Source organism: Streptomyces novaecaesareae (genome assembly GCF_000716875.1).
In the GTDB taxonomy this organism is placed as follows: Bacteria; Actinomycetota; Actinomycetes; order Streptomycetales; family Streptomycetaceae; genus Kitasatospora; species Kitasatospora novaecaesareae.
Genome location: NZ_JNWQ01000008.1, coordinates 22,822 through 46,840, shown reverse-complemented (window position 1 = coordinate 46,840; position 24,019 = coordinate 22,822). Strand labels below are relative to the sequence as shown.

Sequence of the window (24,019 nt, the reverse complement as noted above, 5' to 3'; positions counted from 1 at the left end):
TTCTGCTTCACAGCCGCTTGCCGACCTGGGTTTGCCAGCGGAGGGACGGTGTGTCGCCCATCGGTCTTACATCAGCTCCACAGACCTGACTTCCCGCCAGCCCGGCGGTAGGCCGGTTCGGAGCTTCACAACGCCCCGAGCCGACTCCGGCAACGTAGCAGACGACGGTGATGGCGGCGCTGCGATTTGACAAGTCCCGCCGAGTTCTGCCTCGCCGGCAGAACGCCCGTATTCTCCCCCGGTCAGCACCGGGACTCATCGGAGGTATCAGATGACTAGCGCCACCGACCGCGACCTCGACTGGCTGTTGGAAAACCTGCTGGCGGCAACCCCCGGCACCCGGCACGCCCTGGTTCTCTCCGCCGACGGCCTCAAGCTCTGCCACACCGCCGGGCTGGGCACCGACCAGGCCGACCAGTTGGCCGCGATCGCCTCCGGTCTGCAGAGCCTGGCCCACGGCGCCTCGATCGAGTTCGGTGACGGCAGCGGCGGCGTCCGGCAGTCGATGACCGAGTTCCACGGCGGCATCCTGTGCATCGTGGCGGCCGGCGAGGGCGCCCACCTGGCGGTGGTCACGGACGACGACGCGGACGTGGGCGTGGTCGGCCACAACATGCACGGCCTGATCGAGCAGATCGGCGTCCACCTCAGCGCGCCGGCCCGCGCGGAGGACGCCGGGGCCGACGGGGCCGCCGGGGCCGACGGGGCCGCCGGGGCCGATGGCTCCGCGGGGGCCGGGCAAGGGAGCGCCGGGATATGAACGCGGGGCCGGTGCTGCCGGGCCGCGACGACGACCCGGACCGCCTCTACACCATCACCAAGGGCCGCAGCCGGGCCCCGGAGAACGCCTTCGACCTGGTCACCCTGATCGTCGCCGAACGGCAGCCGACGCCCGGGATGCAGTCGGAGCACGTCCGGATCCTGCGGATGTGCGAGGCCCCGACCGCCGTGGTGGAGGTGGCGGCGGAGCTGGCGCTGCCCGTCTCGGTGGTGAAGATCCTGCTCGGCGACCTGCTGGAGTCCGGGGCGGTCACCGCCCGCCACCCCCGGTTCGCGCCGAACAAGGCCCGGCTGCCCGACCTCGACACGCTGAAGCAGGTGCTGCATGGCCTCCAACGGCTCTGACGTCCGGCCCGCCGCCGCCCGCACCCCGCTGCGGGCGACCGCCGACAACGCGCTGAAGATCGTCGTGGTCGGCGGCTTCGGCGTGGGCAAGACCACCCTGGTCGGCTCGGTCAGCGAGATCCGTCCGCTGAACACCGAGGAGGTGATGACCAGGGCGGGGGAGGGCATCGACCCGGCCGGCTCCTGGGGCAAGCGCTCCACCACGGTCGCCTTCGACTTCGGCCGGATCACCCTCTCCGAGCGCCAGGTGCTGTACCTGTTCGGCGCGCCCGGGCAGGAGCGCTTCTGGTTCCTCTGGGACCGCCTGTTCAGCGGCGCCCTGGGCGCGGTCGTCCTGGTGGACACCCGGCGGCTGGAGGACTCCTGGTACGCGATCGACCGGCTGGAGCACCACGGCACCCCGTTCATCGTGGCCCGCAACAACTTCGGCGATCCGACGCACACCCTGGAGCAGGTCCGCGAGGCGCTGGACCTGCCGGACTCGGTGCCGCTGGTGGACTGCGACGCGCGCGACCGCGAGTCCGGCAAGCGGGTGCTGATCGACCTGATCCACCACCTGACCGACCTCGCCGAGGCCGAATTGGCTGCCGCCGCACCGTCCATGTACGAGGAGAGCACCGCGTGACCGAGTCCGTGTACGAGGAGAGCACCCCGTGACCGAGCCCGCCGCCACCCCGCCCCCGGGCTGCCCGGCGCACGCCGGCGCCACGCCGCTGTACGGGCCGCGTTTCCAGACCGATCCGGCCCAGCTCTACCGCGAGCTGCGGGCCGCGCACGGCCCGGTCGCCCCGGTCGAGCTGGCCGGCGGTGTGCCCGCCTGGCTGGTCATCGGCTACCGCGAGCTGCAGCAGGTGACCGGTCAGCCGCAGCTGTTCGGCCGCGATTCCAGCCGCTGGCACGCCTGGGAGACGCTGCCCGCCGACTGGCCGCTGAAGCCGATGATGGCGCCCGTCCCCTCGATCCTGTACGCCGAGGGCGAGGAGCACGTCCGGCGCTCGCGCGCGGTCACCGACGCGCTGGCCGGGATCGACCCGTACGAGCTGCGCAAGCACGCGGAGGAGATCGCCGACGGGCTGATCGACGAGTTCGCCGGGCGCGGCGAGGCCGACCTGGTCGCCGAGTACGCGCACCGGATGCCGCTGCTGGTGCTGTGCCGGGTGCTCGGCCTGGACGAGGAGCAGGCGCCGCAGCTGATCGCGGCGCTGCTGGCGATGCTGGACGGCGGCCCGGACGCGCCGGCCGGGGCCCAGCGGCTGCTGGAGCTGATGCGCGCGCTGGTGGAGGAGAAGGCCGAGTACCCGGGGGCCGACGTGGCCTCGCGGATGCTGGAGCACGACGCCGGGCTGACCCACGACGAGGTGATGCGCGACCTGCGGGTGCTGCTGATCGCCGGCCACCAGCCGACCTCGTACTGGATCTCCAACGCGCTGCGGCTGATGCTCACCGACGAGCGGTTCGCCGCCTCGCTGGCCGGCGGCCGGCGCAGCATCAGCCAGGCCCTGAACGAGGCGCTCTGGGAGGACACCCCGACGCAGATCTTCGCCGGGCGCTGGGCGGTCCGGGACACCCAGTTGGGCGGTCAGCGGATCGGTGCGGGCGACATGGTGCTGCTGGGCTTCGCGGGGGCCAACGCGGACCCGTCGGTGCGGCAGCCCGACGGCCGTCCGGCGGAGGGCAACCGGGCGCACATGAGCTACTCGTACGGCGAGCACGGCTGCCCGTTCCCGGCCCAGGAGGCGGCCGAGGTGATCGCCACCACGGCGATCGAGGTGCTGCTGGACCGGCTGCCGGACCTGCGGTTGGCGGTGGCCGAGCACGCGCTGGTGTGGCGGCCGTCGGCCTGGGTGCGCGGGCTGGTGGCGCTGCCGGTCTCGTTCACCCCGGGCCACCCGGCGTAGCGCTGCCGGTCTCGTTCGCCCCGGGCCACCCGGCGTGGCGCGCGTCTTGCGGATCTCCGACGGGCCCGCCAAGATCCACAGGACGCGCACAATCGTTCGAAGTTCCTTTGTTTTCAAGGAGAGTTGGCGTCGATGACCGCTGCCCCGGCCCCGATCGTCCTCGACCCGCTGGCCCGCGACAACGCGGCCGAGGGCGCCCTGCTGCGGGCCGCCGGCCCGGTGGTGCCGGTGGAGCTGCCCGGCGGCGTGGCCGCCTGGGCGGTGACCCGGCACGCGGCCGCGCGCGAGTTGCTGACGGACTCCCGGTTGGTGAAGGACGCCGCGCACTGGGGGGCCTACCAGCGCGGCGAGGTGCCGAAGACCTGGCCGCTGATCGGCCTGGCGGTGCCCGGCCCGAGCATGGTGACCACGGACGGCGCCGAGCACCGTCGGCTGCGGGCGCTGGTCGCACAGGCCTTCACCCCACGCCGGGTGGAACTGATGCGCCCGCGGGTCGAGGAGATCACTCGCGCGCTGCTGGACGTCCTGGCGGCGGGGGAGGCGGTGGTCGACCTGAAGGCGGCCTTCGCCTTCCCGCTGCCGATGACGGTGATCTGCTCGCTGCTGGGCGTGCCGGAGTCGGACCACGGCGTGCTGCGCGACCTGTACGAGCGGTTCTTCGGCGTCAAGCCGGACCCAGCGGGCATCCAGGCGACCATCGCCGGGCTGAACGCCTTCGTCAACGACCTGGTGGCGCAGCGCCGTTCGGCCCCGGGTGAGGATCTGGCGAGCGTGCTGCTGGCGGCCGACACCGAGGGCGGGGCGCTGACCGACGCGGAGGCGGCGGCCACCCTGCGGGTGATCATCGCGGCCGGCCACGAGACCACGGTGAACCTGATCGGCAACGCGGTGCGGGCGCTGCTGGCGCACCCGGACCAGCTGGAGCTGGTGCGTTCGGGGCGGGTGTCCTGGGACGCGGTGGTGGAGGAGTCGCTCCGCTGGACGCCGCCGACCAGCAACTTCCTGTTCCGTTTCGCCGCCGAGCCGATCCCGGTCGGCGACGTGATGATCCCGGCCGGTGAGCCGGTGCTGGTCTCGTACAACGCGATCGGCCGGGACCCGCTGCAGCACGGGGTGACGGCGGAGGTGTTCGACGTCACCCGGGACCCGAGCCGCCACCTGTCCTTCGGCCACGGGCCGCACGTCTGCCCGGGTTCGCCGCTGGCCCGGCTGGAGGCGGGGATCGCGCTGCCGGCGCTGTTCGCGCGCTTCCCGGAGCTGTCACTCGCGGTGCCGGACGCCGAGCTGCGGCCGAGCGGGTCGCTGGTGGTGAACAGTCTGCTGGAGCTGCCGATCCGGCTGTTCTGACGAAGGTCGAACGCGGACCTTGGCGGGGGCGGGCTGCTGCGTTAACGTCTTCGATCAGTCCGGCCGTCGTCCGCCCGTGCCCTTGTGGGCCCATCTCCGGTACAGCGCAATGTCGTTCAGCCACCATCGGCAGCAGCACGCCCTGGCGAGGAGAACCGCATTGACCCCCAACCCGACCGCGCCACACCCGACTTCCCGCCGCCGTCTGGTCGCCGTCCCTGCCCTGCTGGCGGCGCTGGCGCTGACCGCGGCCTGCTCCAACAGCTCCGGCGGTTCGGGTGGCGGCGGGGGCGGCGCGGCCCAGTCGCTGTCCGGCGACTGCGCCAAGTACCAGCCGTACGCCGGGCATTCGGGCACGACCGTGACGATGTTCGCGTCCATCCTGAGCCCGGAGTCGGACAACCTGGAGAAGTCCTGGGCCGAGTTCACCAAGTGCACCGGGATCAAGATCAGTTACGAGGGGTCGAACGACTTCGAGTCCCAGCTGCCGGTCCGGGTGACCGGCGGCAACGCCCCGGACTTCGCGATCATCCCGCAGCCGGGCCTGCTGGCGCAGATGGTGAAGAGCGGCAAGGTGGTGAAGCCGCCCGCCCAGACCGTCGCCAACCAGGACAAGTGGAGCCCGGTCTGGAAGACCTACGGCTCGGTCAACGGCACCTTCTACGCGGCGCCGATGAGCGCCAACATGAAGTCGCTGGTCTGGTACTCGCCCAAGGCCTTCAAGGCGGCCGGCTACGAGACGCCGAAGACCTGGGCGGACCTGATGGCGCTCAGCGACCGGATCGCCAAGGCGGGCGGCCCCAAGCCGTGGTGCGGCGGCATCGCCTCCGGTACGGCCACCGGCTGGCCGGCCACCGACTGGCTGGAGGAGGTGGTGCTGGGCTCGTACGGCGGCGAGGTGTACGACCAGTGGGTCGGCCACCAGGTGAAGTTCTCCGACCAGAAGATCACCACGGCGATGAAGACCGTCGCCGACTGGATGCAGAACCCGGCCTGGGTCAACGCCGGCTTCGGCGACGTGAAAACGATCGCCACCACCACCTTCCAGGACGCGGGCACGCCGATCCTGAGCGGCAAGTGCCTGATGCTGCAGCAGGCCTCCTTCTACGAGGCGCAGTGGATCAAGGGCACCAAGGTCGGTCCGGACGGGGACGTGTTCGCCTTCCACCTGCCGGCGGTGAACCCGTCGGTCGCCAACCCGGTCGAGGGCGGCGGCGAGTTCCTGGCCGCCTTCTCCAGCCGGCCCGAGGTACAGGCGGTGCAGAACTACCTGTCCAGCTCGGACTGGGCGAGCAGCCGGGTGAAGACCGCGAGCGGCTGGGTCTCGGCCAACCAGGGCGTGGACAAGAGCCTGTACACCGACCCGATCGACAAGCTGTCGGCCGAGGCGCTGACCGACCCGGCGGCCACCTTCCGCTTCGACGGCTCCGACCTGATGCCGGCCGCGATCGGGGCCGGGCAGGAGTGGAAGTCGCTGACCGCCTGGTTCGCCGAGGGGCAGTCGATCCAGAAGACCGCCGCCGACATCGACGCCGCCTGGCCGCAGTAGCGGTCGGCCGCCGGCGGCCGCTGTGACCGTTGCGACCGGCGGCTGTTGCGACCGGCGGCAGTTGACGACGCTCCGGACGCTTCGGCCGCGCAGGCTGCTCAGGCCGCTCCGGCGCGTCACCGGGACCACCTGTCGAGGGCGGTGCGGGGCCACCCACCCGCACCGCCCGCCCCCTTCCCACCGCACCCGAAGGGACGCACGGTCATGTCCGTACCCGGATCCCCGTCATCCGCCGCCGCCCTGGCCACCGCGAGACTGGCGGTCGGCTCCTGGGGCGATGCCGCGGTCAAGTTCGGCAACACCTTCGGCGCCGTCGCGGGTTTCCTCGGCATCCTGCTGGTGGTCTTCCTGGTCGCGGGCCGGGCCCGGGGCCGCCTGGCCCGCCCGCTGGCGGTCGCGGTGTTCCTGGGCCCGGCGGCGCTGCTGCTGGCCGTCGGCCTGGTGGTGCCGCTGGTCCGCACGGTCTACCTGAGCCTGCAGAACGACGACGGCAGCCGCTTCGTCGGCGGCGAGAACTTCGGCTGGGCCCTCACCACCGACTCGGTGCAGAAGGTGCTGCTCAACACCCTGCTGTGGCTGGTGGTCGCGCCGCTGGTGGCGACCGGGCTGGGCCTGGTGCTCGCGCTGCTGGTGGACCGGATGCGCGGGCAGGCGGTCTACAAGTCGCTGATCTTCATGCCGATGGCGATCTCGCTGGTCGGCGCCTCGATCATCTTCAAGTTCGTCTACGAGTCGCGCGGGCCGGGGCAGCCGCAGATCGGCCTGCTCAGCCAACTCGCTGTCGCGGTGGGCTGGGACGACCCGCCGAACTGGCTGCTCTCGCAGCCGCTGAACACCTTCCTGCTGATGGCGGTGCTGGTCTGGGTGCAGACCGGCTTCGCGATGGTGGTGCTGTCGGCGGCGATCAAGGCGATCCCGGACGAGGTCGTGGAGGCGGCCCGGCTGGACGGCGCGAGCGGGGTGCGGCTGTTCTGGTACGTCACCGTGCCGATGATCCGCACCACGGTGATGGTGGTGCTGACCACCGTCATGATCATCACGCTCAAGGCCTTCGACATCGTCCGCACCATGACCGGCGGCAACTTCGGCACCCAGGTGCTGGCCAACGAGATGTACTCGCAGTCCTTCGTGCAGTTCAACTCCGGGCGGGGCAGCGCCCTCGCGGTGATCCTCTTCCTCGCGGTGCTGCCGCTGGTGGCCTACAACATCGTCCAGCTGCGGAAGGAGCGTGAGGTGCGGTGACCTCGCTGCGCAGGACCGGCGTCCCGAAGGCCGGTGTCCCGAAGGCCGGTGTCCTGAAAGGGGCCGCCCCGAAGGGGGCCGTCCCGAAGCCGGCTGCGGGGAAGGTGCCCGGCCGGGTGGCCGGGGGCCCCGGCCCGGTCCGCAAGGCCTTCGGCAGCCCGCTGGCCTCGGTGTTCGTGATCGCGATGACGGTGCTCTGGACGGTCCCGACGCTGGGCCTGCTGGTGACCTCGCTGCGGCCCAAGCAGGACGTGACGTCCAACGGCTGGTGGAACGCCTTCCTCCACCCGGACTTCGGCCTCGGCAACTACCACTCGGTGCTGTTCGAGGGAGGCTCCGGTGCCTCCACCGGCCTGATGCCGTTCCTGGTGAACTCGCTGGCGATCAGCGTCCCGGCGACGGTCTTCCCCCTGGTGCTCGCCGCGATGGCGGCCTACGCGCTGGCCTGGGTGCGGTTCCGGGGGAGCGACACGGTGTTCTTCACGGTGTTCGCACTGCAGGTGGTGCCGCTGCAGATGGCGCTGATCCCGCTGCTGCGGCTGTTCGCCTCCGGCGCGCACCTGGGCTCGCTGACGCTGGTCCCGGCGGTGGACCTGAAGGGCAGCTACGCGCCGGTCTGGCTGGCTCACACCATGTTCGCGATGCCGCTGGCGGTGTTCCTGCTGCACAACTTCATCGCCCAGCTGCCCCGCGACCTGATGGAGGCGGCGGTGGTGGACGGCGCCTCGCACTTCAAGATCTTCCGTTCGATCGTGCTGCCGTTGAGCGCTCCGGCACTGGCCTCGTTCGCGATCTTCCAGTTCCTGTGGGTGTGGAACGACCTGCTGGTGGCGCTGACCTTCGCGGGCGGCACGCCGGAGGTGGCACCGATGACGGTGCGGCTGGCGCAGCTGTCCGGCTCGCTCGGCGGGCGCTGGGAGCTGCTGACGGCCGGGGCGTTCCTGTCGATCATCGTGCCGCTGATCGTCTTCTTCAGCCTGCAGCGGTACTTCGTGCGGGGGCTGCTGGCCGGGTCGGTGAAGGGGTAGCGGGCGGCGGCTTCGGGTGGATCGGGTAGCGGTGGGGGTGTTCTGAACGCGTTCAGAAGCAGCTTTTGAACTTGTTCAGAATGGTCTACAGTCGGCATCGGCGGCGCCGAGCGCGCCCGCCGGCGGACTGCCCCGAGGGCGGCTTCCGCATGCCCACCGACCACTGAGGGGGACTCATGTCCGGCCTGTCCACTCCTGCCTCGGCCGATCCGCCCCCCGCGCCGGAACGCCCCTCGTACGGGCCGTACGGGCCATCCGGGCCCTATGGACCGTCCGGCCCGTACGCCCCCTACCGGGCGCCCGGTAGGTCGGCCCCCGCGAAGCTCGCCACCGCCTGGCTGCGCCGCAGCGACCCCGAACGCCGGGCCGGCGCCACGCCCAGGGTCGTCCTGCTCGCCCTGCTCACCGGCCTGCTGACGGCCTGGCTGCTGTACGACGGGCTGGGGGCCAACCTGCTGATCTGCGCCGCAGCCACCGCCCTCGGGGCCGGCTGCGCCGCCCGCGTGGCGGGCCGTCGGATCCGGCCCTGGACGGTCGTCTGGAGCCTGCTCGCCCTCGCCCTGCTCGCCATTCCGGTCTGGTGGGACGCGGGCTGGCCCACCCTGCTGGCCGTCCTGGGCGCGCTCGGCCTGGCCTCGCTGGCCCTGCACGGCGGGCGTCGCTGGCCGGGCGTGCTGCTCGCCCTGCCCGGCCTCCCCTGGCACCTGCTGCCGGCCGTGCGGTGGGCGTGGACCAGCCTGGAGGGGCGCCCGCTGCCCGGCCGCGGCCGGATCGTCCCGGTGCTCAAGGCGCTCGCGGTCGCCGCCGTCCTGCTGACCGTCTTCGGCCTGCTGTTCGCCAGCGCCGACGCCGCCATGGCCGACCTGCTGGGCGGTCTCAGCCCGGACCTCGACCTTGACCAGCTCCCGGCGCGCGGGGTGCTGTTCGTGCTCGGGACGCTCACCGCGCTGGGCTTCGCGCGGATCGCGGCCGGCCCGCGCCGCTGGGACCGGACGGTGATCCGGCCGGGCCGGGAGCGGCGGCGGCTGGAATGGGCACTGCCGCTGGTCGCGCTCAACCTGATGTTCGGCGCCTTCGCGGTGCTCCAGGCCGTCGTCGTGCTCGGCGGCGCGGACGCCGTGCTGAGCAACACCGGGATGAGCCGCTCCGCCTACGCCCGCCAGGGCTTCTGGCAGCTGAGCGTGATCACCGTACTCACCCTGGTCGTGGTGGCGGTCGCCAAGCGCTGGGCGCCGCGCACCACCGCCGCCGACCGCCGGGTGGCGCGGATCCTGCTCGGGCTGCTCTGCGTGCTCGCGCTGGCCGTGGTCGCCTCGGCGCTCGGCCGGATGTGGTTCTACGTGGACGCCTCCGGGCTCACCCGGCTGCGGCTCTGGGTGCTCGTGGTCGAGGTCTGGCTGGGCGTCGTCTTCCTGCTGCTCATCACCGCCGGGCTGACCCGCCGCACCGGCTGGCTGCCGCGGGTCGTCGTCCTCAGCGGAATGCTCACCGTCGCGGTGTACGGCCTGATGGGGCCGGACGCGATCGTCGCCGAGCAGAACGTCGCCCGGTACGAGCGGGCCCTGCGGACCGACCCGCACGCGGCGACGATCGACCTGCGCAACGTCCGCGACCTCTCGGCGGACGCGGTGCCCGCCCTGGACCGGCTGCCCGAGCCGCAGCGCAGCTGTGCACTGGAGCTGATCCGGCAGGACCTGGGCCAGGAGGCGAAGCCCTGGTACGCGACTGGCGCCTCGGTCGCCCGGGCCCGGCAGATCCTGGCGGAACGGCCGCCGGTGGACTCGCCGGTGATCGGCCGCAGGGCCTGCGATCGGGCGGGGCTGGGGTACGAGGCCTGGTAGCCCTGTGTGGGGGGGCGGACAGCGGCAGGGCCGGCCGGGAGCGTGCTGCTCCCGGCCGGCCCTGGACGTCTGTCCGGCGCCGGATGCCGCGGCGTCGGGCCGTTCCGGCGCCGGTTGGTTCCGGCGCCGGTTCGTTCCGCTGTCAGTGCATCGCGACGGCGGAGGAGTCGCCGCTCGGCAGGTCGCTGGCCTTGGCCTTGATCACGAAGACCGCGATCACCAGGGCGACCGCCGCGAGCGCGGCGCCCACGATGAAGCCGTGCGAAATGCCCTGGGTGAGCACGGTGTTGGCGGCGTCCGTCGCCGGCGGGAACTCGTGGTGCTGCTGGAGGTAGGCCAGCTGGTCCGGGGTCGCGCTCTGCATGAACCCCGGCAGCTGCGCGGTGGCTTCGGCCGTGGCGTAGTGCGCGAAGACCGTGGTCAGGATCGAGAGGCCGAGCGAACCGCCGATCTGCTGCATCGAGTTGAGCAGGCCGGAGGCGGCGCCGGTCTCCTCGCCCGGGACGCCGGCCACGGAGAGCAGCATCACCGGGACGAAGATCAGGCCCATGCCGAAGCCGAACACCACCGTGGGGCCGAGCACCCCGTCCAGGTAGCCGCTGTCCTTGCTCATCTGGGTCAGCCAGCTGAGACCGACGGTGACCAGCAGCGCGCCGCCCGCCATGAACGGCTTCGGGCCGTACTTGGCCTGGAGGTTGGAGGCGATCTGCGCGGCGATGATGATCGAGACGCTGATCGGCAGGAAGGAGACGCCGGCCTTCAGCGGGCTGTAGCCGAGCGGGCCCTGCACGAACAGCACCACGTAGAAGAAGATGCCGAACATGGCCGCGGCCAGGCAGAGCATCATCACCAGGCCGCCGGTGCGGTTGCGGTTGGCGAACAGGTGCAGCGGGGTGATCGGCTGGTCGGTGCGCCTCTCGATCACGAAGAACGCGGCGAGCAGGATCGCGCCGGCCGCGAAGGAGCCGAGCGTGATGCTGTCCGACCAGCCGTCCGAGGCGGCCCGGATGAACCCGTAGACCAGGCCGACCAGGCCGAGGGTCGAGGCGAGCGCACCGGGCAGGTCGAAGCGGCCCGGGTGGCGCTCGGACTCGGCGATGTAGCGCGGCGCGGCGACGGCGATCAGGATCGCGATCGGCACGTTGACGAAGAACACCCAGCGCCAGTCCAGGTACTCGGTGAGCAGGCCGCCGGCCAGCAGGCCGATCGCGGCGCCCGATCCGGCCACCGCCGAGAAGACGCCGAACGCCTTGTTGCGTTCCGGCCCCTCCTCGAAGTTGGTGGCGATCAGGGCGAAGGCCGTCGGGGAGCAGATCGCGCCGCCGATGCCCTGGAGCGCGCGGGCGGCCAGCAGCAGGCCGCTGTCCTGCGCGAAACCGCCGAGCAGCGAGGCCAGGCCGAACAGCAGGGTGCCGAAGATGAACACCCGGCGGCGGCCGAGGATGTCGCCCGCACGGCCACCGAGCAGCAGGAGCCCGCCGAAGGTCAGCGTGTAGGCGTTGATGACCCACGACAGGTCGGTGGTCGAGAAGTTCAGGGCGTCCTTGATGTGCGGCAACGCGATGTTCACGATCGTCGCGTCGAGCACCACCATGAGCTGGGTGGCCGCGATGACGGCCAGGGTGATGCCCTTGCCCCCACCCTTTCCGGCCCGTGGTGGTGCGTTCTTGCTGAGCGTGTCGGAGATAGCCACGAATCTGCCCCCTGCTGGCTGCGTGCTCGGTGCTGTGGACCCGGCGGACCGCCGGTGCCCGGATGCGGCAATGCGCGGCCTTGCGCAGGCCGGGAAGGAACGGGATCGTTCACTAATCGGGACGATATCCTGGCCGTGATTGTGAACGCAAGCGTTCCTTAAGGATGGTGGCGATGGAGCGGTTGGTGCGGCGCCTGGTGGCGGACCGGTCCGGTCGGTCATCGGGGCGGACTGTCGGAGACGCGGCGGACGCGGCGCCCCCGCCCGGGAGGTCGCCGGACGCCACGCGGGCCCCGGGCGTCGAGTCGGTCGTGCGGTCGGGCGCGGAGCCGGCCCTCTGCCCCGTGCGGGCCGCCCACCAGGCCCTGGCGCGACCCGGGCGGCGGCGGGGCAAGGAGTTGGAGAACGCGATCTTCGAGGCCGCGCTCGACCAGCTCACCTCCGGCGGATACGCGCGGCTGACCATGGAAGGCGTCGCCGGCGCGGCGCGGACCGGGAAGGCCGCGCTCTACCGGCGCTGGGCGTCCAAGGACGAACTCGTCATCGACGCCCTGGACGCCACTCTTCCACGCCCTTACGACACCCCCGACCTCGGGTCCGCCCGCGACGAACTCCTGCAGCTCATCGAGGCGTTCACGGCCGCGGTGAGCTCCCGGGTGGGTGCCGCGCTGCACGCGCTGATGGCCGAGATCGACCAGGAACGCGCCGAGGTCTTCAAGGGCTTCATCAACGACCGGGTCATCGAGCCGACCACGGCGACCATCCTGGAGATCCTCCGCCGCGGCGCCGAACGCGGCGACGTCCGGCCCGGCGCGGCCACCCCGCTCGTGGCCGACGTCATCCCGGCGATGCTGCTCTACCAGGCCAAGATCCGCGGATTCCAGGACCTGGGGCCGGACTTCGCCACCCGGCTGGTGGACGAGGTCCTGCGGCCGATGATCCGCGCCTGAGGGCCTGAGGGCCTGAGGGCCTGAGGGCCTGAGGGCGTAAGCCTTACGGTCGGGGCCGGGGCCGGGGACGTGGTTGCGGTCGGCTCGGGCCTCGGCCGGGTCGGGGCCGGTGCGGATCCGGCGGCCGTGAGGCGGGCTTAGGCTGGAGGCTGCCCCAGTTGAACGGAAGCCGCCATGCCCATCGTCCCGCCGACGCACTCCGTCGAACGCTCGCTGCGCCGGGCCGGCGCCAGGACCGTCGTCGGCCTGGACGAGGTCGGGCGCGGCGCCTGGGCCGGGCCGGTCACCGTCGGCGCGGCCGTCACCGGCCTGCGCAAGGCGCCGGAGGGGCTGACCGACTCCAAGCTGCTGACCGAACTGCGCCGCCGCGCGCTCGCCCCGGTCCTCGCCGACTGGGTCACCGCGTACGCCCTCGGGCAGGCCTCGCCGCAGGAGTGCGACGAACTCGGGATGACGGCGGCGCTGCGGCTGGCCGCCGTCCGTGCGCTGGAGGCGCTGCCGGTCGAGCCCGACGCGGTGATCCTGGACGGCAAGCACGACTACCTCGGCGGCCCCTGGCGGGTGCGCACGGTGATCAAGGGCGACCAGTCCTGCGTCTGCGTCTCCGCCGCCTCGGTGCTCGCCAAGGTCCACCGCGACGGCTTGATGGCCGAACTGGGCGAGGGGTGCCCGGAGTACGGCTTCGCAGACAACGCCGGCTACCCGTCCCCGGTGCACCGGGCCGCACTGGAGGAGCACGGCCCCACCGAGCACCACCGGCTCTCCTGGGCGTACATGGACGCACTGCCGAAGTGGCGCCACCTCAAGCGCGTTCGGGAGCTCCCGGGCGGGGGCCGGGAGTCCGCCGACGAACAGTTGACGCTCGGTTTCTGACGGTCCGTATGGAATTGCCCCGGGCGGGGGCGGCAGGTGTCCGGGGTCCAATGGGTGGGGCGCCCGTGCGCGTCTGACCGGCATTTGATAGATATCCGGGTATGCCTGTCTTCCCCGAGGAGCCGGAGATTCACGAGAGCCTCCCGGGCCCCGGCGTTCCCTTCCCCCGCGAGTCGGACGCACAAGCCCTCCACGCGCCTGCCACCGGCGGCGCACCCGCCACGGCACCCACCACCACCGTCGCCGCCCCGGCTCCGGTGCCCGGCCCCCGCCCGGCGCCCCGGAGCCCGGCCCCGCCGCGCGCCGCCCGCCCCGGTCCGCCGCTGATCCCCAAGCCCGGCCCGGCGCCGCGGCGCCCGGCCCCCGCCGCACCGCAGGTGGAGGTCCAGCGGATCGCCGCCACCCCGGCCCAGGCGGTCGAGCGCGCCGACGACGCCGTCGACCTGCTGCTCGACTCCGGCCGCGACCCGGGCCAGATCCTGGTGCTGACGGTCGGCGGGGCGCACCCCTGGCAGCAGCACGAGCTGTCCTTCGGCGAGGAGCGCTACTGGGCGCAACTCGCCGAGGGCGGGGACGTGTTCTACGCCGACGCCGCGCTGAACCGCCCGGTCCGGCGCGAGGTGGTCGTCCTGGTGGTCAACGGCGGACCGGCCGCCCGGGCCGCCGAGGCCTACACCAAGGCGCTCGGCCACGCGACCACGCTGCTGGTGGTCTGCGGTGACGCCGGCCCGGCGGCCACGGGGGCGGCCGGCGCCGCGCCCGGGCGCCCGCTCAAGGCCTGACCACACCCGTCCCGCTCCGGGCCCGGTGCCGTACGGTGCCGGGCCCGGAGTCCGTCCTCCGCCGGAGCGGGCCCGCGGCGGTCCGCGTCGTGGCAGCGCGCGATGGCGGCTCACTGCGGCGGCCCACGGCGATGGCGGCGCGGGGTGGCGGAGCGCGGTGGCGGCCCGGGCGTCGGTGCGGCCTTTCGGCCCTGAGACGTCCGGTGACGGTTCGCCCGGCCTCAGCGCGTGCCGGTGCGGCGGGTCGGCTCGACCGCCGCGACCCGCGCCGGTATCCACGGTGGCTCGGACTGCGGGGAGTGCGGCGTGCCCTCGCCGTGAGGGGCATGCTCGGCCGCCTGCCGGCGGGTGTACTGGCCGCGCGGGGCGTCGCGCGCCGAGCGTGGCGGCAGCTCCGTCACGGTGTGCACCGGCCCGTCCGCCCACGAACCCGCGTGCGGATTGCGCCCGTTCCGCCCGTCCCCGAGGATGTGCCAGCCCGCCGGCGTGAGTCCGATGTATGCGCCGCAGCGTAGGCCGTGCAGCACGGCCGCGTCCCGCAGCGCCCACATCCAGGCGCCGTCCTGCTCCGTCCAGCCGGGGGCGCCGTCGCGGCAGCGCAGCAGGACGGCGGTGCGGGTCGGCTCGGGCCGCCGCAGGTCGTGCGGGATGATCCGGCGCAGGTGCGCCAGCAGGGCGTTCCGGTGCTGCCAGCCGTCGGTGTCGTGCGGCCAGGGGGCGAAGGAGGCCGAGGCGGCCAGGCGGTGGATCGTGTCCAGGACGGCGACCACGACCGTGCCCGGCTGAGGCAGGTGGCGTTGGTGCAGTTCCAGGACGAACTCGCGAGGGTCGCGCAGCAACGGGATCCCCGAGGCGGTCCAGACCTCCAGGTCCAGCACCCGTCTGGGCGTGGAACCTCCGGAGAGGGGATGCTGACCTCGGTCGATACCGTTGATCACGATCCTCCTTCCTGGCCCGTGGGCAGGCTGGTGCCGGGGTACGTCGAAGGGCGGGTCCGGTGGACCGAGTTTCGGGTACTCGCCAATTCTCGGGGCATCGGGGCCGGAGCGGCAACGATGAAATGATGAACGCCACCCGATAGCCCATGTTCTGCCGGATATGTTCCACCCTGATCCGCCTCCCGTCCGGATGCCACCGGGTCTTGATCCACGACGTCCGAAGGGCGACGCGAGCCGTCGTCGGCGTGGTGACCACCGCTTTCTTCGACCGGTTGACCGGTGTGATCGAAATCGCTTGGCTCGATCCTTTCCGTTAGACCATTCGAGTGAAGGCCGTCGTTCCCCCGACGGCCTTCCGCCGCCCCGTCACCCCTGCACGGCCAGCACCAGGGGCAGCACCGCGCTCGCTCCGGCCCGGCGCAGCAGCCGGGCGGCCACGGTGACCGTCCAGCCCGAGTCGACGAGGTCGTCCACGAGCAGCACCGGCCCGCCGGCGGCCGCCACCGCCTGCTCCACCTCCGGCGGCAGGATCAGGGCCCCGGCCAGCGAGTGCAGCCGCTGGGCGCTGTTGCTGCGGGCCCCGTGCGGTGGCAGCCCGCCGGCGTACTCGATCCGGCCGAGCAGCGGCAGCCGCCCGATCTCGGCGATCCGCGCGCCGAGGCTGCCGACCAGCTGGGGCCGGGCCGAGGAGGCCATGGTCACCACACCGACCGGCCGCTCCAGCCGGGCCCCCTCCGCCGCAGCGGGCCCGGCCCAGCCGCCCGGCCCGCGGGCCCAGTCGGCGAGCACCGCCACCAGGGCGTCCACCGCCTCGCCGGGCACGGGGACGTCCGGCGCCTGCTCGGCGAGCAGGGTGCGCAGCCGGTTGCCCCAGCCGATGTCGGAGAGCCGGCCGAGCGCGCGGCCGGTCTCGGCCTGCTCGCCCGCCGGGATCCGGCCCTTGAGCGGCACCCCGAGCGCGTCCATCCCGGTCGGCCAGAGCCGGCGCGGCTCGAAGCTCACGCCCGGGCGGCCGAGCGCGGCCCGGGCCGCCGCCAGCGTCTCGGTGGTGACGTCGGGGGTGTGCAGCGGCTCCGCGCAGTTGTCGCACCGCCCGCACGGCGCGGCCTGCTCGTCGTCCAGCTGCCGGCGCAGGAACTCCATCCGGCAGCCGGTGGCCGCCGCATACTCGCGCATCGCGCGCTGCTCCGCCTCCCGGGAGGCGGCGACCTTGGCGTAGCGGGCGGTGTCGTACTCCCAGCTCTGCCCGGTGGCCGTCCAGCCGCCCCTGACCCGGCGGACGGCGCCGTCCACGTCGAGCACCTTGAGCATGGTCTCCAGCCGGGCCCGGCGCAGGTCCACCCGGGGCTCCAGGGCGGCGGTGGAGAGCGGGCGGCCGGCCTCGGCCAGCGCGTCGATGGTGCGGCGCACCTGCTCCTCCGGCGGGAAGGCCAGCGAGGCGAAGTAGCGCCAGATCGCCTCGTCCTCGCGCCCGGGCAGCAGCAGCACCTCGGCCCGGTCCACGCCGCGCCCGGCCCGGCCGACCTGCTGGTAGTAGGCGATCGGCGAGCTGGGCGAGCCGAGGTGCACCACGAAGCCGAGGTCGGGCTTGTCGAAGCCCATGCCGAGCGCGGAGGTGGCGACCAGCGCCTTGACCCGGTTGGCGAGCAGGTCGGCCTCGGCGGTGCGGCGCTCGGCGTCCTCAGTGCGGCCGGAGTAGGAGGCCACCGGGAAGCCGCGCTCGCGCAGGAAGGCCGTCACCTCCTCGGCCGCGGCCACGGTCAGGGTGTAGACGATGCCGGAGCCGGGGAGCCGGTCGAGGTGGTCGGCCAGCCAGGCGAGCCGGTGCGCCGGGTCGGGCAGGGCCAGTACGCCCAGGGTGAGGCTCTCCCGGTCGAGCGGTCCGCGCAGCACCAGGGCGCGCTCGTCGGCGGTGCCGGTGCCGAGCTGCTCGGCGACGTCCGCGGTGACCCGGGCGTTGGCGGTGGCGGTCGTGGCCAGCACCGGGACACCGGGCGGCAGCTCCGCGAGCATGGTGCGCAGCCGGCGGTAGTCGGGGCGGAAGTCGTGCCCCCAGTCCGAGATGCAGTGCGCCTCGTCGACCACCAGCAGGCCGGTGGAGGCGGCGAGCTTGGGCAGCACCTGGTCGCGGAAGTCGGGGTTGTTCAGCCGCTCGGGGCTGACCAGCAGGACGTCGACCTTCCCGGCGGCGACCTCGGCCTGGACCTCGTCCCACTCGTCGGTGTTGGCCGAGTTGATGGTGCGGGCGTGGATGCCGGCCCGGGCCGCCGACTCCACCTGGTTGCGCATCAGGGCGAGCAGCGGCGAGACGATCACCGTCGGCCCGGCACCGCGGGCCCGGAGCAGGGCGGTGGCGATGAAGTAGACCGCGGACTTCCCCCAGCCGGTGCGCTGGACGACCAGGGCGCGGCGGTGGTCGACCACGAGGGCCTCGATGGCCGTCCACTGGTCCTCGCGCAGGGCGGCGGCGGGGCCGGCGAGCTCGCGCAGGACGGCCTCGGCCCGCGCCCGGACCTCGGCGCGGTCGGGGGTGGCGGTGGTGTGGGTGTCGGGCTGCTGCATGGCGTCCATGTAACCCCGTGCCGCCGACAAGCGGCGAATGCGGGGGAGGTGGAGGAGGGGAAGCCGGGGTGTATTTCATCCGCTGGTCCGCTGAACGGCAGTCAAAAACCACCCTGTGGTGGGAGTGTCGCTTGCTCCGAATGAGTGAAGGGAAATTCGGAGGCGGAGTTATCCACAGAAAAAAGTCGGTTTCGGCGCCGTTCGCGGATTGCGTCCACTCTTGCGGCCATGAACGCGATGAACAACGAACACGTCATTCTGTCCCTCGGCCCGGCCTCCGAGCACCGGCCGGTCGTCATGCGCGGTCCGGCCGACATGGCCGAGCTGCTGCCCTACCTCCTGGGGTTCTACCCCGACGACAGCATCGTCGCGGTCGGCCTCCAGGGCCCCGAGCTGCACCAGGGCGGGCTGGTTCGGGCGGACCTCCCGGCCTCGCCCGAGCAGTGGCCGGCCGCCGCGGAGGAGACGGCCGCCCTGCTGGTCGCCCTCTCCGAACGGCACGGCTCCCGGCCGCTCCAGGTGCTGCTCTACCTGTGCCAGGATCCCGGCACGGCGCACGCCCCGCCGGTGGTGGACGGCCTGCGGCCGCTGGCGGACGGCCTCCGGGCGGCCTTCGGGCGCCGAGGAGTCGCGGTCAAGGAGTCGCTGTGCGTCTCGGACGGCCGCTGGTGGTCCTTCCTCTGCCGCGGCGACGGCTGCTGCGATCCGGCGGGCAACCCGGTGCGGCGCGGTCCCGGCCCGGGCCCGGCAGCCGCCGCCGCGACGGTCGCCGGCCTGGTTCCGCGCGGCAGCCGGAAGGCGATCATCGGCGGGCTGGTCCCGATCGGCCCGCCGCAGGACGCACCCCAGCGCGAGGCGCTCGTCCGGGCCGAGGCGGCCGCGGGCGCCCTCTCCCGCGAGCGGGGCATCGCCCTGCTCGACCAGGCCGTCGCCGAGTTCGCGGCGGGCGCCCGGGAGCTCGACCCGGATCGGACGGCCCGGCTGCTGTTCGCCCTGCAGGACCGGATCGTCCGGGACCGCGGTGTCGAGTACGCCCGCCCCGAGGAGCTGGCTCCCGCCGAGCGGCTCTGGCGCTTCCTCGCCCGGCATGCCGTGCCGCCGTACGAGGGCTGCGCGGTGGCCCCGCTCACCCTGCTGGCCTGGGCCTCCTGGGTCGCGGGGGACACGGCGACGGCCCGCGTCGTGCTCGGCCACGCGCTGCGGCTCGCCCCGGACTACCTGCTGGCCGAGCTGCTCTACGAGTCACTGAACGACGGCATGACGCCCGGGGCGCTGCTCGCCGCCGTCGAGGCCCAGCGGCGGCGGCGAGAGGAGTCCGCGCCCGCGTCGACCCACGCCGACGAACCGCCGCCGCCCGCCGGCGGAGCGGACCCGGAGCCCGCCGCCCCGGCGGCCCCGGCGGCCCCGGCAGCCCCGGGGGGCCTGGCGGCCGAGATGGCCGAGGCGGCGGATGAGCGGCCCAGCGGGGGCACCGGTGCGCGGCGCCGTCGCAGGGGCGGTCGGCGGAAGGGCACGCCGACGCCCACGGCGCCGACACCGGCCGAGCCCGGCCCGGGCGGCCTCCAGCGCCCCGGCGGGCCGGCGCCGGACGGGAGCGGCTCCGGGGCGGTCGCCCTGCTGCCCGCACCGGGTCGGGCCACGGCGCCCGGGTGCGCCCGGGCGGCGGGGGAACGGTCCGCCCGGGGCCTGCGGCTCGGCCGCGTGGCGGCGTGCGCGTCCGCCGTCCGCGCCGGGAGCGGCCTCCACCGGTGCCGGGGCGTCCGGCGGGCGGCGAGAGGAGGCCGGCGTGCGCACTGACACCGTGCGCACCGGGCCACTCGGCGCCGCGCCGGTCCTCCGGCCGCTACGCCTCGCCGTGCGCCATCTTGATCAGGCGGTCCAGCACCTTGCCGCCGCTCGCCCGCAGGCCGTCGTGCTCCCACTCGTTGGTGATCCAGGTCCGCAGGCCGCGCACCGAGCGGGCGGTCTCCAGCGAGTCGGCGGTGTCCACGTACATGTCGTCGTGGTACACCGCCGCCACGACCGGCACGCTGTTGGCGGCCAGCCGCTCGCGGTCGTACAGGTCGGGCCAGTCCGTGCGGGCGGCGAGCAGCTCCGCGGTCTCCTTCAGCGGGCGCAGCGCCGGATCGGTGTCGAACATCCAGGGGTAGATCATCTCCCCGGTGAACAGCACCGGTCCGTCGCCCGCCAGCGCGGCCCGGGCGTCGAACTGCGGGAACTCCTTGCGGATCCGCTCGGCCGACCAGGCGGTGCCGCCCTGGTCCACCGACCGCTGGCCGTAGATCGACTCGTGCAGCACGGCGTACAGCGGGCCGCCCGCGAAGGAGAGCTGGGCCTGGGCCCCGGCCAGGAAGGTGTCGGACAGCTCGGGCCCGGCCGCGCCCTCCACCCAGGCCTCCTCCAGCAGGTAGTGCAGGACGCCGGAGCCGCTGCCGCCCCCGAGCAGCAGCCCGAGGGCCTGGAAGGCCTCGACGGTGAGCAGCCCGCCGTCCGGCAGCGTCGCGGGGGAGTCCGCGAGGTGGGCGGCGATCCGGCGCACCACCTCGACGTCCTGTGGGAACCGGGCGTAGTGGCCCTCGTTCTTGCCGACGACGCGCGGGTACGCGGCGCGGTAGACGTCGTCGGCGGAGCTGCCGAGGCCGGCCAGACCGCCGGTGATGAAGGCCTCGGTCAGGCCCTCGGGGGCGATGGAGAGGTAGGTGAGGGTGCAGAAGCCGCCGAAGCTCTGGCCGAGCACGCTCCAGCGCCGGTCGGCGCCCAGCAGCCGGGTGCGGATCAGCTCGGCGTCCCGGACGATCGAGTCCGCGCGGAAGTGGGCCAGGTAGTCCGCCTGCTCCTGCGGGCCGCCGCGCCGGGCGAGGGTCTGCCGGGTCGCGGGCGTGGACCGTCCGGTGCCGCGCTGGTCGAGCAGGAGCACCCGGTAGTCGTCCAGGGCGCGCTCCAGCCAGGAGTCCCGGCCGAGCGGACGGGCGGCCTTGCCGCCGGGCCCGCCCTGGAGAAAGACCATCCAGGGCAGGTCGTCCCGCTCGCGGCCGACGGCCACCACCTCACGGGCGTACACCTCGATCTGCTCGCCCTGCGGGGCGGCGTGGTCGAGGGGGACCTGGAAGACGTGGTCGGTCGTGACAATCCCGGGCAGCCGGCTGACGGTGGACATGCAACTCCTCGGTCTCTGCTGGTCACAGCGGTGGCGTCGCGGTTCACGGGATCACCGGGTGCGGGGGCCGCGACCCCCGCACCGTATCCTGGCGGCGGTCGAGCGCCGGTTCGACCGCCCCCGTTCACCCGACCGGGCGGCCGGTACCGGTCGGCTCGGGCCGGAGCCCCGCAGGTGACGGCCCGCGAGCCCGGAGCCGGGCCCCCGCCGCAGACGGCGAAGGGCCACCGGCGACGCCCCGGTGACGTCCCGACGGAAGCGGCACGACCGCCCGGCGGTCCCGGGCCCGACCAGCGGCGCTCGTCGCGGGGCGTGACCTGGCAGCGGTGCGCGGCGTTCACCCCGGGGGCCCCGCGCCCGGACGGAGTCCGCCCGGCGGCACGGGGCCGGCTGCCCCGGGCGCTGACAGCGGCCGACGGCCAGGTGCGGCACCGGCGCCGGCAGCGGCCGCCCGACGGCCGGCCCGGCCTGCGGGCGAGGGCCACGGGGGCAGGGCGTGACCGGCAGGCCGGGGCACCGGACCTGACGGCGTGCCGGGCGCGGTGGCGGCCCCGGCACGAAGGCGCGGCGAGCCGGTACCGGCCCGGTACCGAGCGCCGCATGGCACGACCCGGCACCGGGTACGGCCAGACACGGCACAGCAGCCGACGGGAAACCCCGCCGGCCCGGCACCATCAGCACGCGATCGAGCATGCTCGCGGCCCACCGGCCTGACCCGGCCACCGGACCGCCTAGGGGAGGAGAGTCCGGTGACCGCCATGAGGCCACTACAGGCCATGCCGGCCGAGAGCGTGGTCGGCGCGCCGAGACCGGTCGGCCGTCCCGACCAGGTTCCGGCCCCGGGGCCCGCGGGCGCACCCGCCGGCCCGGGCCGCCCCACGGCCCCGCCGCGCCCGCAGCCCCCCGCCGTCCACCAGGCGGTGATCTGCGTCAACGCCCCGGCGATGGCCGCCTCCGGCCCCGACGGCCAACTGCGCGGCCACGGCCTGCACGGCTTCTACCGCAACGGCGTGCGGGCGCTCGCCCGGATGGAGCTGCGGCTGGGCGGCATGGAACCGCTGCCGCTCCAGGGCACCCTGACCAGCACCGCCCAGGCCCGGTTCCTGGGCGCCGTGCGCCTCCCCGGAGACCCGGACCCGGACCCGGCACTCACCGTCGAGCGGCTTCGCCACGCGGACGGCGTGGAGACCGTCGTCGTGCGCAACACCGGTCCGCGGCCCGCCCGGCTGCCGCTGGAGATCGCCCTCGGCACCGACCTCGGCCCGGTCGCCGAGATCGCCGCCGGGCACCGCCCGCCCGACCTGCCGGGCCAGGTGCAGTCCGCCGGGCTGCGCTGGACGGGCCCGGTGCACAGTGCGGTGGTCAGCGCCAAGCCCTCCCCGCACGCCGTCCTGGCCGGTGCCGGGGTGCTCCGCTGGGACCTGGAGGTCCAGCCCGGTGCCCGCTGGTCGGTCGAGCTGCGCACCGAGCTGGAGAGCGTCGCCACCGGCCCCCGTCCACCGGGCGGGCGCGGCACCGGCGTCCCGCTGCCGTGGTCCGAGCCAGAGGTCCGCAGCGACGACTCCCGGGCGGCCCCGCTGGTCTCCCGGTCCCTGGACGCCCTCGGCGGGCTGCTGTTCGCCGACCCGGACCGCCCGACCGACCTCTACGCGGCCTCCGGCGCGCCCTGGCGCTTCGGCCTCGCCCCGGCCGACGCGCTCTGGGCCGCCCGGCTGACCCTGCCGCTGGGTACTCGCCTGGCCGCCGGCACCCTCCGGGCGCTGGCCCGCCGCCAGCAGCCGGCCGCCCCGGGCCGTACCGAGGGCCTGCTGCCCGGCGCCCTGCGGCACGGCGGCCCGGAGCTGCCGCCCACCTGCACCGCGACCGAGGCGACCCTGCTGTTCGTCACGGTGCTGGCCGAGGCCTGGCGCTGGGGCCTGCCCCGGGCGGAGGTCGCCGAGCTGCTCCCGGCCGCCGAGCGGGCCCTGGCCGCCCTGCGCGAGGGCCTGGTCGACGGCTTCGTCACCGACCTGAGCCGCCCGGTCGAGGAGCGCTCCGCCCACCCCGTCGCCGCCCGCGCCGAGGTCCAGGCGCAGGCCCACCGCGCCGCCCTGCACGGCGCCGAACTGCTGGAGGCCTTCGGCCGCCCGGGCGCCGAGGACTGGCGAGGCTGGGCCGCCGGGCTGCGCGGGCGCTTCCGCGATCGGTTCTGGATCGACGACCTCTCCGGCGGCCGCCCCGCCGCCGGGCTCGCCCCGGGCGGCCAGGCGCTGCCCGCCCTCACCTCCTCCCTGGTGCACCTGCTGGACACCGGGCTCGCGGCCGACGGGGGCCGGCACGAGAGTCTGCTGGACCGCGAGCAGACCCGGCTGTTCGCCCAGCGCCTGGTCGCGCCGGAGCTGGACAGCGGCTGGGGCCTGCGGACCCTGAGCGCCAAGTCCCCGCGCTTCAACCCGCTGGGCCACCGCGGCGGCGCGGTGCGGGTCCACGAGACGGCGCTGGCGATCGCCGGTCTCGCCGAGGCCGGCCACGAGAACGAGGCGGGGGCACTACTGGAGGGCCTGCTCGCCGCGGGTGCCCACTTCGAGGGCCGGCTGCCGGAGATGTACGCGGGGGAGCAGCGCACCTCCGGCTGCCCGCCCGTGCCGCACCCGGCCGCGTGCCGCCCGGCGGCGGTCTCCGCGGCCGGTGCCGCGCACGCGGTGTTCGCCCTCGCCGGGGTCCGGCCCGACGTCCCGGGCGGCCGGGTCCTGGTCCGTCCGGCCAGCACCGCGCCGCTCGGTGAGCTGGAGCTGACCGGACTGCGGGTGGCCGGTGAGCCCTTCTCGGTCCGGGTCAGCCGGATCGGGGTCGCGATGGTCGAGGAGGCATCGGCGGACCTACAGCTCGTCGCCCGCTGACCGCTCGCCGCGGCCCGGCACAGCCCGGCGCGGCCGCGCCGTATGGGTGGCTCCCCGCGGGTGACACCACCACGGCGCCCGGCGCCCGCGAGTCCCCGCCCGCCCGTGCGCGAACCGTGCCGGGCGGGCCGGTCACCGGCCCCGCGCGGTCCACA

At 74.4% G+C, this 24,019-nt stretch carries 18 protein-coding genes; 14 read left to right on the top strand and 4 right to left on the bottom strand.

The genetic code is table 11. The features are described 5' to 3' along the window. The first annotated feature begins 271 nt into the window (after nucleotides 1-271). From OP86_RS04825 to OP86_RS04785, 9 genes are all read left to right on the top strand, one after another. The gene (locus OP86_RS04825; RefSeq protein WP_051829690.1) at nucleotides 272-760 is read left to right on the top strand and encodes a roadblock/LC7 domain-containing protein; all 489 of its coding nucleotides are present in this window, start codon (nucleotides 272-274) and stop codon (nucleotides 758-760) included. Then, nucleotides 757-1,125, top strand: a complete 369-nt coding sequence (locus OP86_RS04820) for a DUF742 domain-containing protein (RefSeq protein WP_030057630.1) — start codon at nucleotides 757-759, stop codon at nucleotides 1,123-1,125. Before OP86_RS04825 ends, OP86_RS04820 begins: the two co-directional genes overlap by 4 nt. Next, entirely contained in the window at nucleotides 1,106-1,750 is a 645-nt protein-coding gene (locus tag OP86_RS04815; RefSeq protein ID WP_030057631.1) for a GTP-binding protein, read from the top strand. The genes OP86_RS04820 and OP86_RS04815 overlap by 20 nt, the downstream gene beginning before the upstream one ends. A 28-nt stretch (nucleotides 1,751-1,778) precedes the next feature. Next, entirely contained in the window at nucleotides 1,779-3,023 is a 1,245-nt protein-coding gene (locus tag OP86_RS04810; protein ID WP_030256952.1) for a cytochrome P450, read from the top strand. Nucleotides 3,024-3,155: 132 nt separating this feature from the next. Then, the gene (locus tag OP86_RS04805) at nucleotides 3,156-4,370 is read left to right on the top strand and encodes a cytochrome P450 family protein (protein ID WP_030057633.1); all 1,215 of its coding nucleotides are present in this window, start codon (nucleotides 3,156-3,158) and stop codon (nucleotides 4,368-4,370) included. A gap of 160 nt (nucleotides 4,371-4,530) precedes the next feature. Continuing rightward, entirely contained in the window at nucleotides 4,531-5,919 is a 1,389-nt protein-coding gene (locus tag OP86_RS04800) for an ABC transporter substrate-binding protein (RefSeq protein WP_063836567.1), read from the top strand. 204 nt (nucleotides 5,920-6,123) lie between these two features. Further along, entirely contained in the window at nucleotides 6,124-7,161 is a 1,038-nt protein-coding gene (locus OP86_RS04795) for a carbohydrate ABC transporter permease (RefSeq protein WP_078588617.1), read from the top strand. Beyond that, nucleotides 7,158-8,189, top strand: coding sequence for a carbohydrate ABC transporter permease (locus OP86_RS04790; protein ID WP_234434901.1), 1,032 nt, complete (start codon nucleotides 7,158-7,160; stop codon nucleotides 8,187-8,189). The genes OP86_RS04795 and OP86_RS04790 overlap by 4 nt, the downstream gene beginning before the upstream one ends. A 176-nt stretch (nucleotides 8,190-8,365) precedes the next feature. Further along, a complete protein-coding gene (locus OP86_RS04785; protein WP_051829689.1) occupies nucleotides 8,366-10,030 on the top strand; it encodes a DUF4153 domain-containing protein in 1,665 nt (554 codons plus the stop codon). A 142-nt stretch (nucleotides 10,031-10,172) separates the two neighbouring features. Here the strand turns inward: OP86_RS04785 and OP86_RS04780 are convergent, their stop codons facing one another. Beyond that, nucleotides 10,173-11,723: an MFS transporter gene (locus tag OP86_RS04780; protein ID WP_051829688.1), complete on the bottom strand. Its 1,551-nt coding sequence runs from the start codon at nucleotides 11,721-11,723 to the stop codon at nucleotides 10,173-10,175. Nucleotides 11,724-12,121: 398 nt separating this feature from the next. Between OP86_RS04780 and OP86_RS04775 the strand changes: the two genes are divergently transcribed. The 3 genes from OP86_RS04775 (at nucleotide 12,122) to OP86_RS04765 (ending at nucleotide 14,328) form a co-directional block, all read left to right on the top strand. Beyond that, nucleotides 12,122-12,673 carry a TetR/AcrR family transcriptional regulator gene (locus tag OP86_RS04775; protein WP_234434900.1) on the top strand — a complete coding sequence of 184 codons (552 nt, stop codon included), beginning with the start codon at nucleotides 12,122-12,124 and terminating at the stop codon, nucleotides 12,671-12,673. Between the two features lie 174 nt (nucleotides 12,674-12,847). After that, nucleotides 12,848-13,546: a ribonuclease HII gene (locus tag OP86_RS04770; protein WP_030256942.1), complete on the top strand. Its 699-nt coding sequence runs from the start codon at nucleotides 12,848-12,850 to the stop codon at nucleotides 13,544-13,546. A gap of 101 nt (nucleotides 13,547-13,647) precedes the next feature. After that, entirely contained in the window at nucleotides 13,648-14,328 is a 681-nt protein-coding gene (locus tag OP86_RS04765) for a hypothetical protein (RefSeq protein WP_051829687.1), read from the top strand. Nucleotides 14,329-14,549: 221 nt separating this feature from the next. Here OP86_RS04765 and OP86_RS04760 read toward each other — a convergent pair whose 3' ends face one another. After that, on the bottom strand, nucleotides 14,550-15,269 hold the full coding sequence (locus OP86_RS04760; protein WP_234434905.1) for a hypothetical protein: 720 nt from the start codon (nucleotides 15,267-15,269) through the stop codon (nucleotides 14,550-14,552). 363 nt (nucleotides 15,270-15,632) lie between these two features. After that, the gene (locus OP86_RS04755; protein ID WP_030256938.1) at nucleotides 15,633-17,828 is read right to left on the bottom strand and encodes a RecQ family ATP-dependent DNA helicase; all 2,196 of its coding nucleotides are present in this window, start codon (nucleotides 17,826-17,828) and stop codon (nucleotides 15,633-15,635) included. 228 nt (nucleotides 17,829-18,056) lie between these two features. Between OP86_RS04755 and OP86_RS04750 the strand changes: the two genes are divergently transcribed. Then, a complete protein-coding gene (locus OP86_RS04750) occupies nucleotides 18,057-19,625 on the top strand; it encodes a DUF4192 domain-containing protein (protein WP_051829686.1) in 1,569 nt (522 codons plus the stop codon). 46 nt (nucleotides 19,626-19,671) lie between these two features. On the opposite strand, the gene OP86_RS04745 is transcribed toward OP86_RS04750, so the two are convergent. Then, nucleotides 19,672-20,985 carry an alpha/beta fold hydrolase gene (locus tag OP86_RS04745; protein ID WP_030057644.1) on the bottom strand — a complete coding sequence of 438 codons (1,314 nt, stop codon included), beginning with the start codon at nucleotides 20,983-20,985 and terminating at the stop codon, nucleotides 19,672-19,674. A gap of 758 nt (nucleotides 20,986-21,743) precedes the next feature. Here OP86_RS04745 and OP86_RS04740 point away from each other — a divergent pair. Continuing rightward, complete coding sequence (locus OP86_RS04740; protein WP_234434904.1) at nucleotides 21,744-23,864, top strand: amylo-alpha-1,6-glucosidase; 2,121 nt, start codon at nucleotides 21,744-21,746, stop codon at nucleotides 23,862-23,864. The last annotated feature ends 155 nt before the right edge of the window (nucleotides 23,865-24,019 follow it).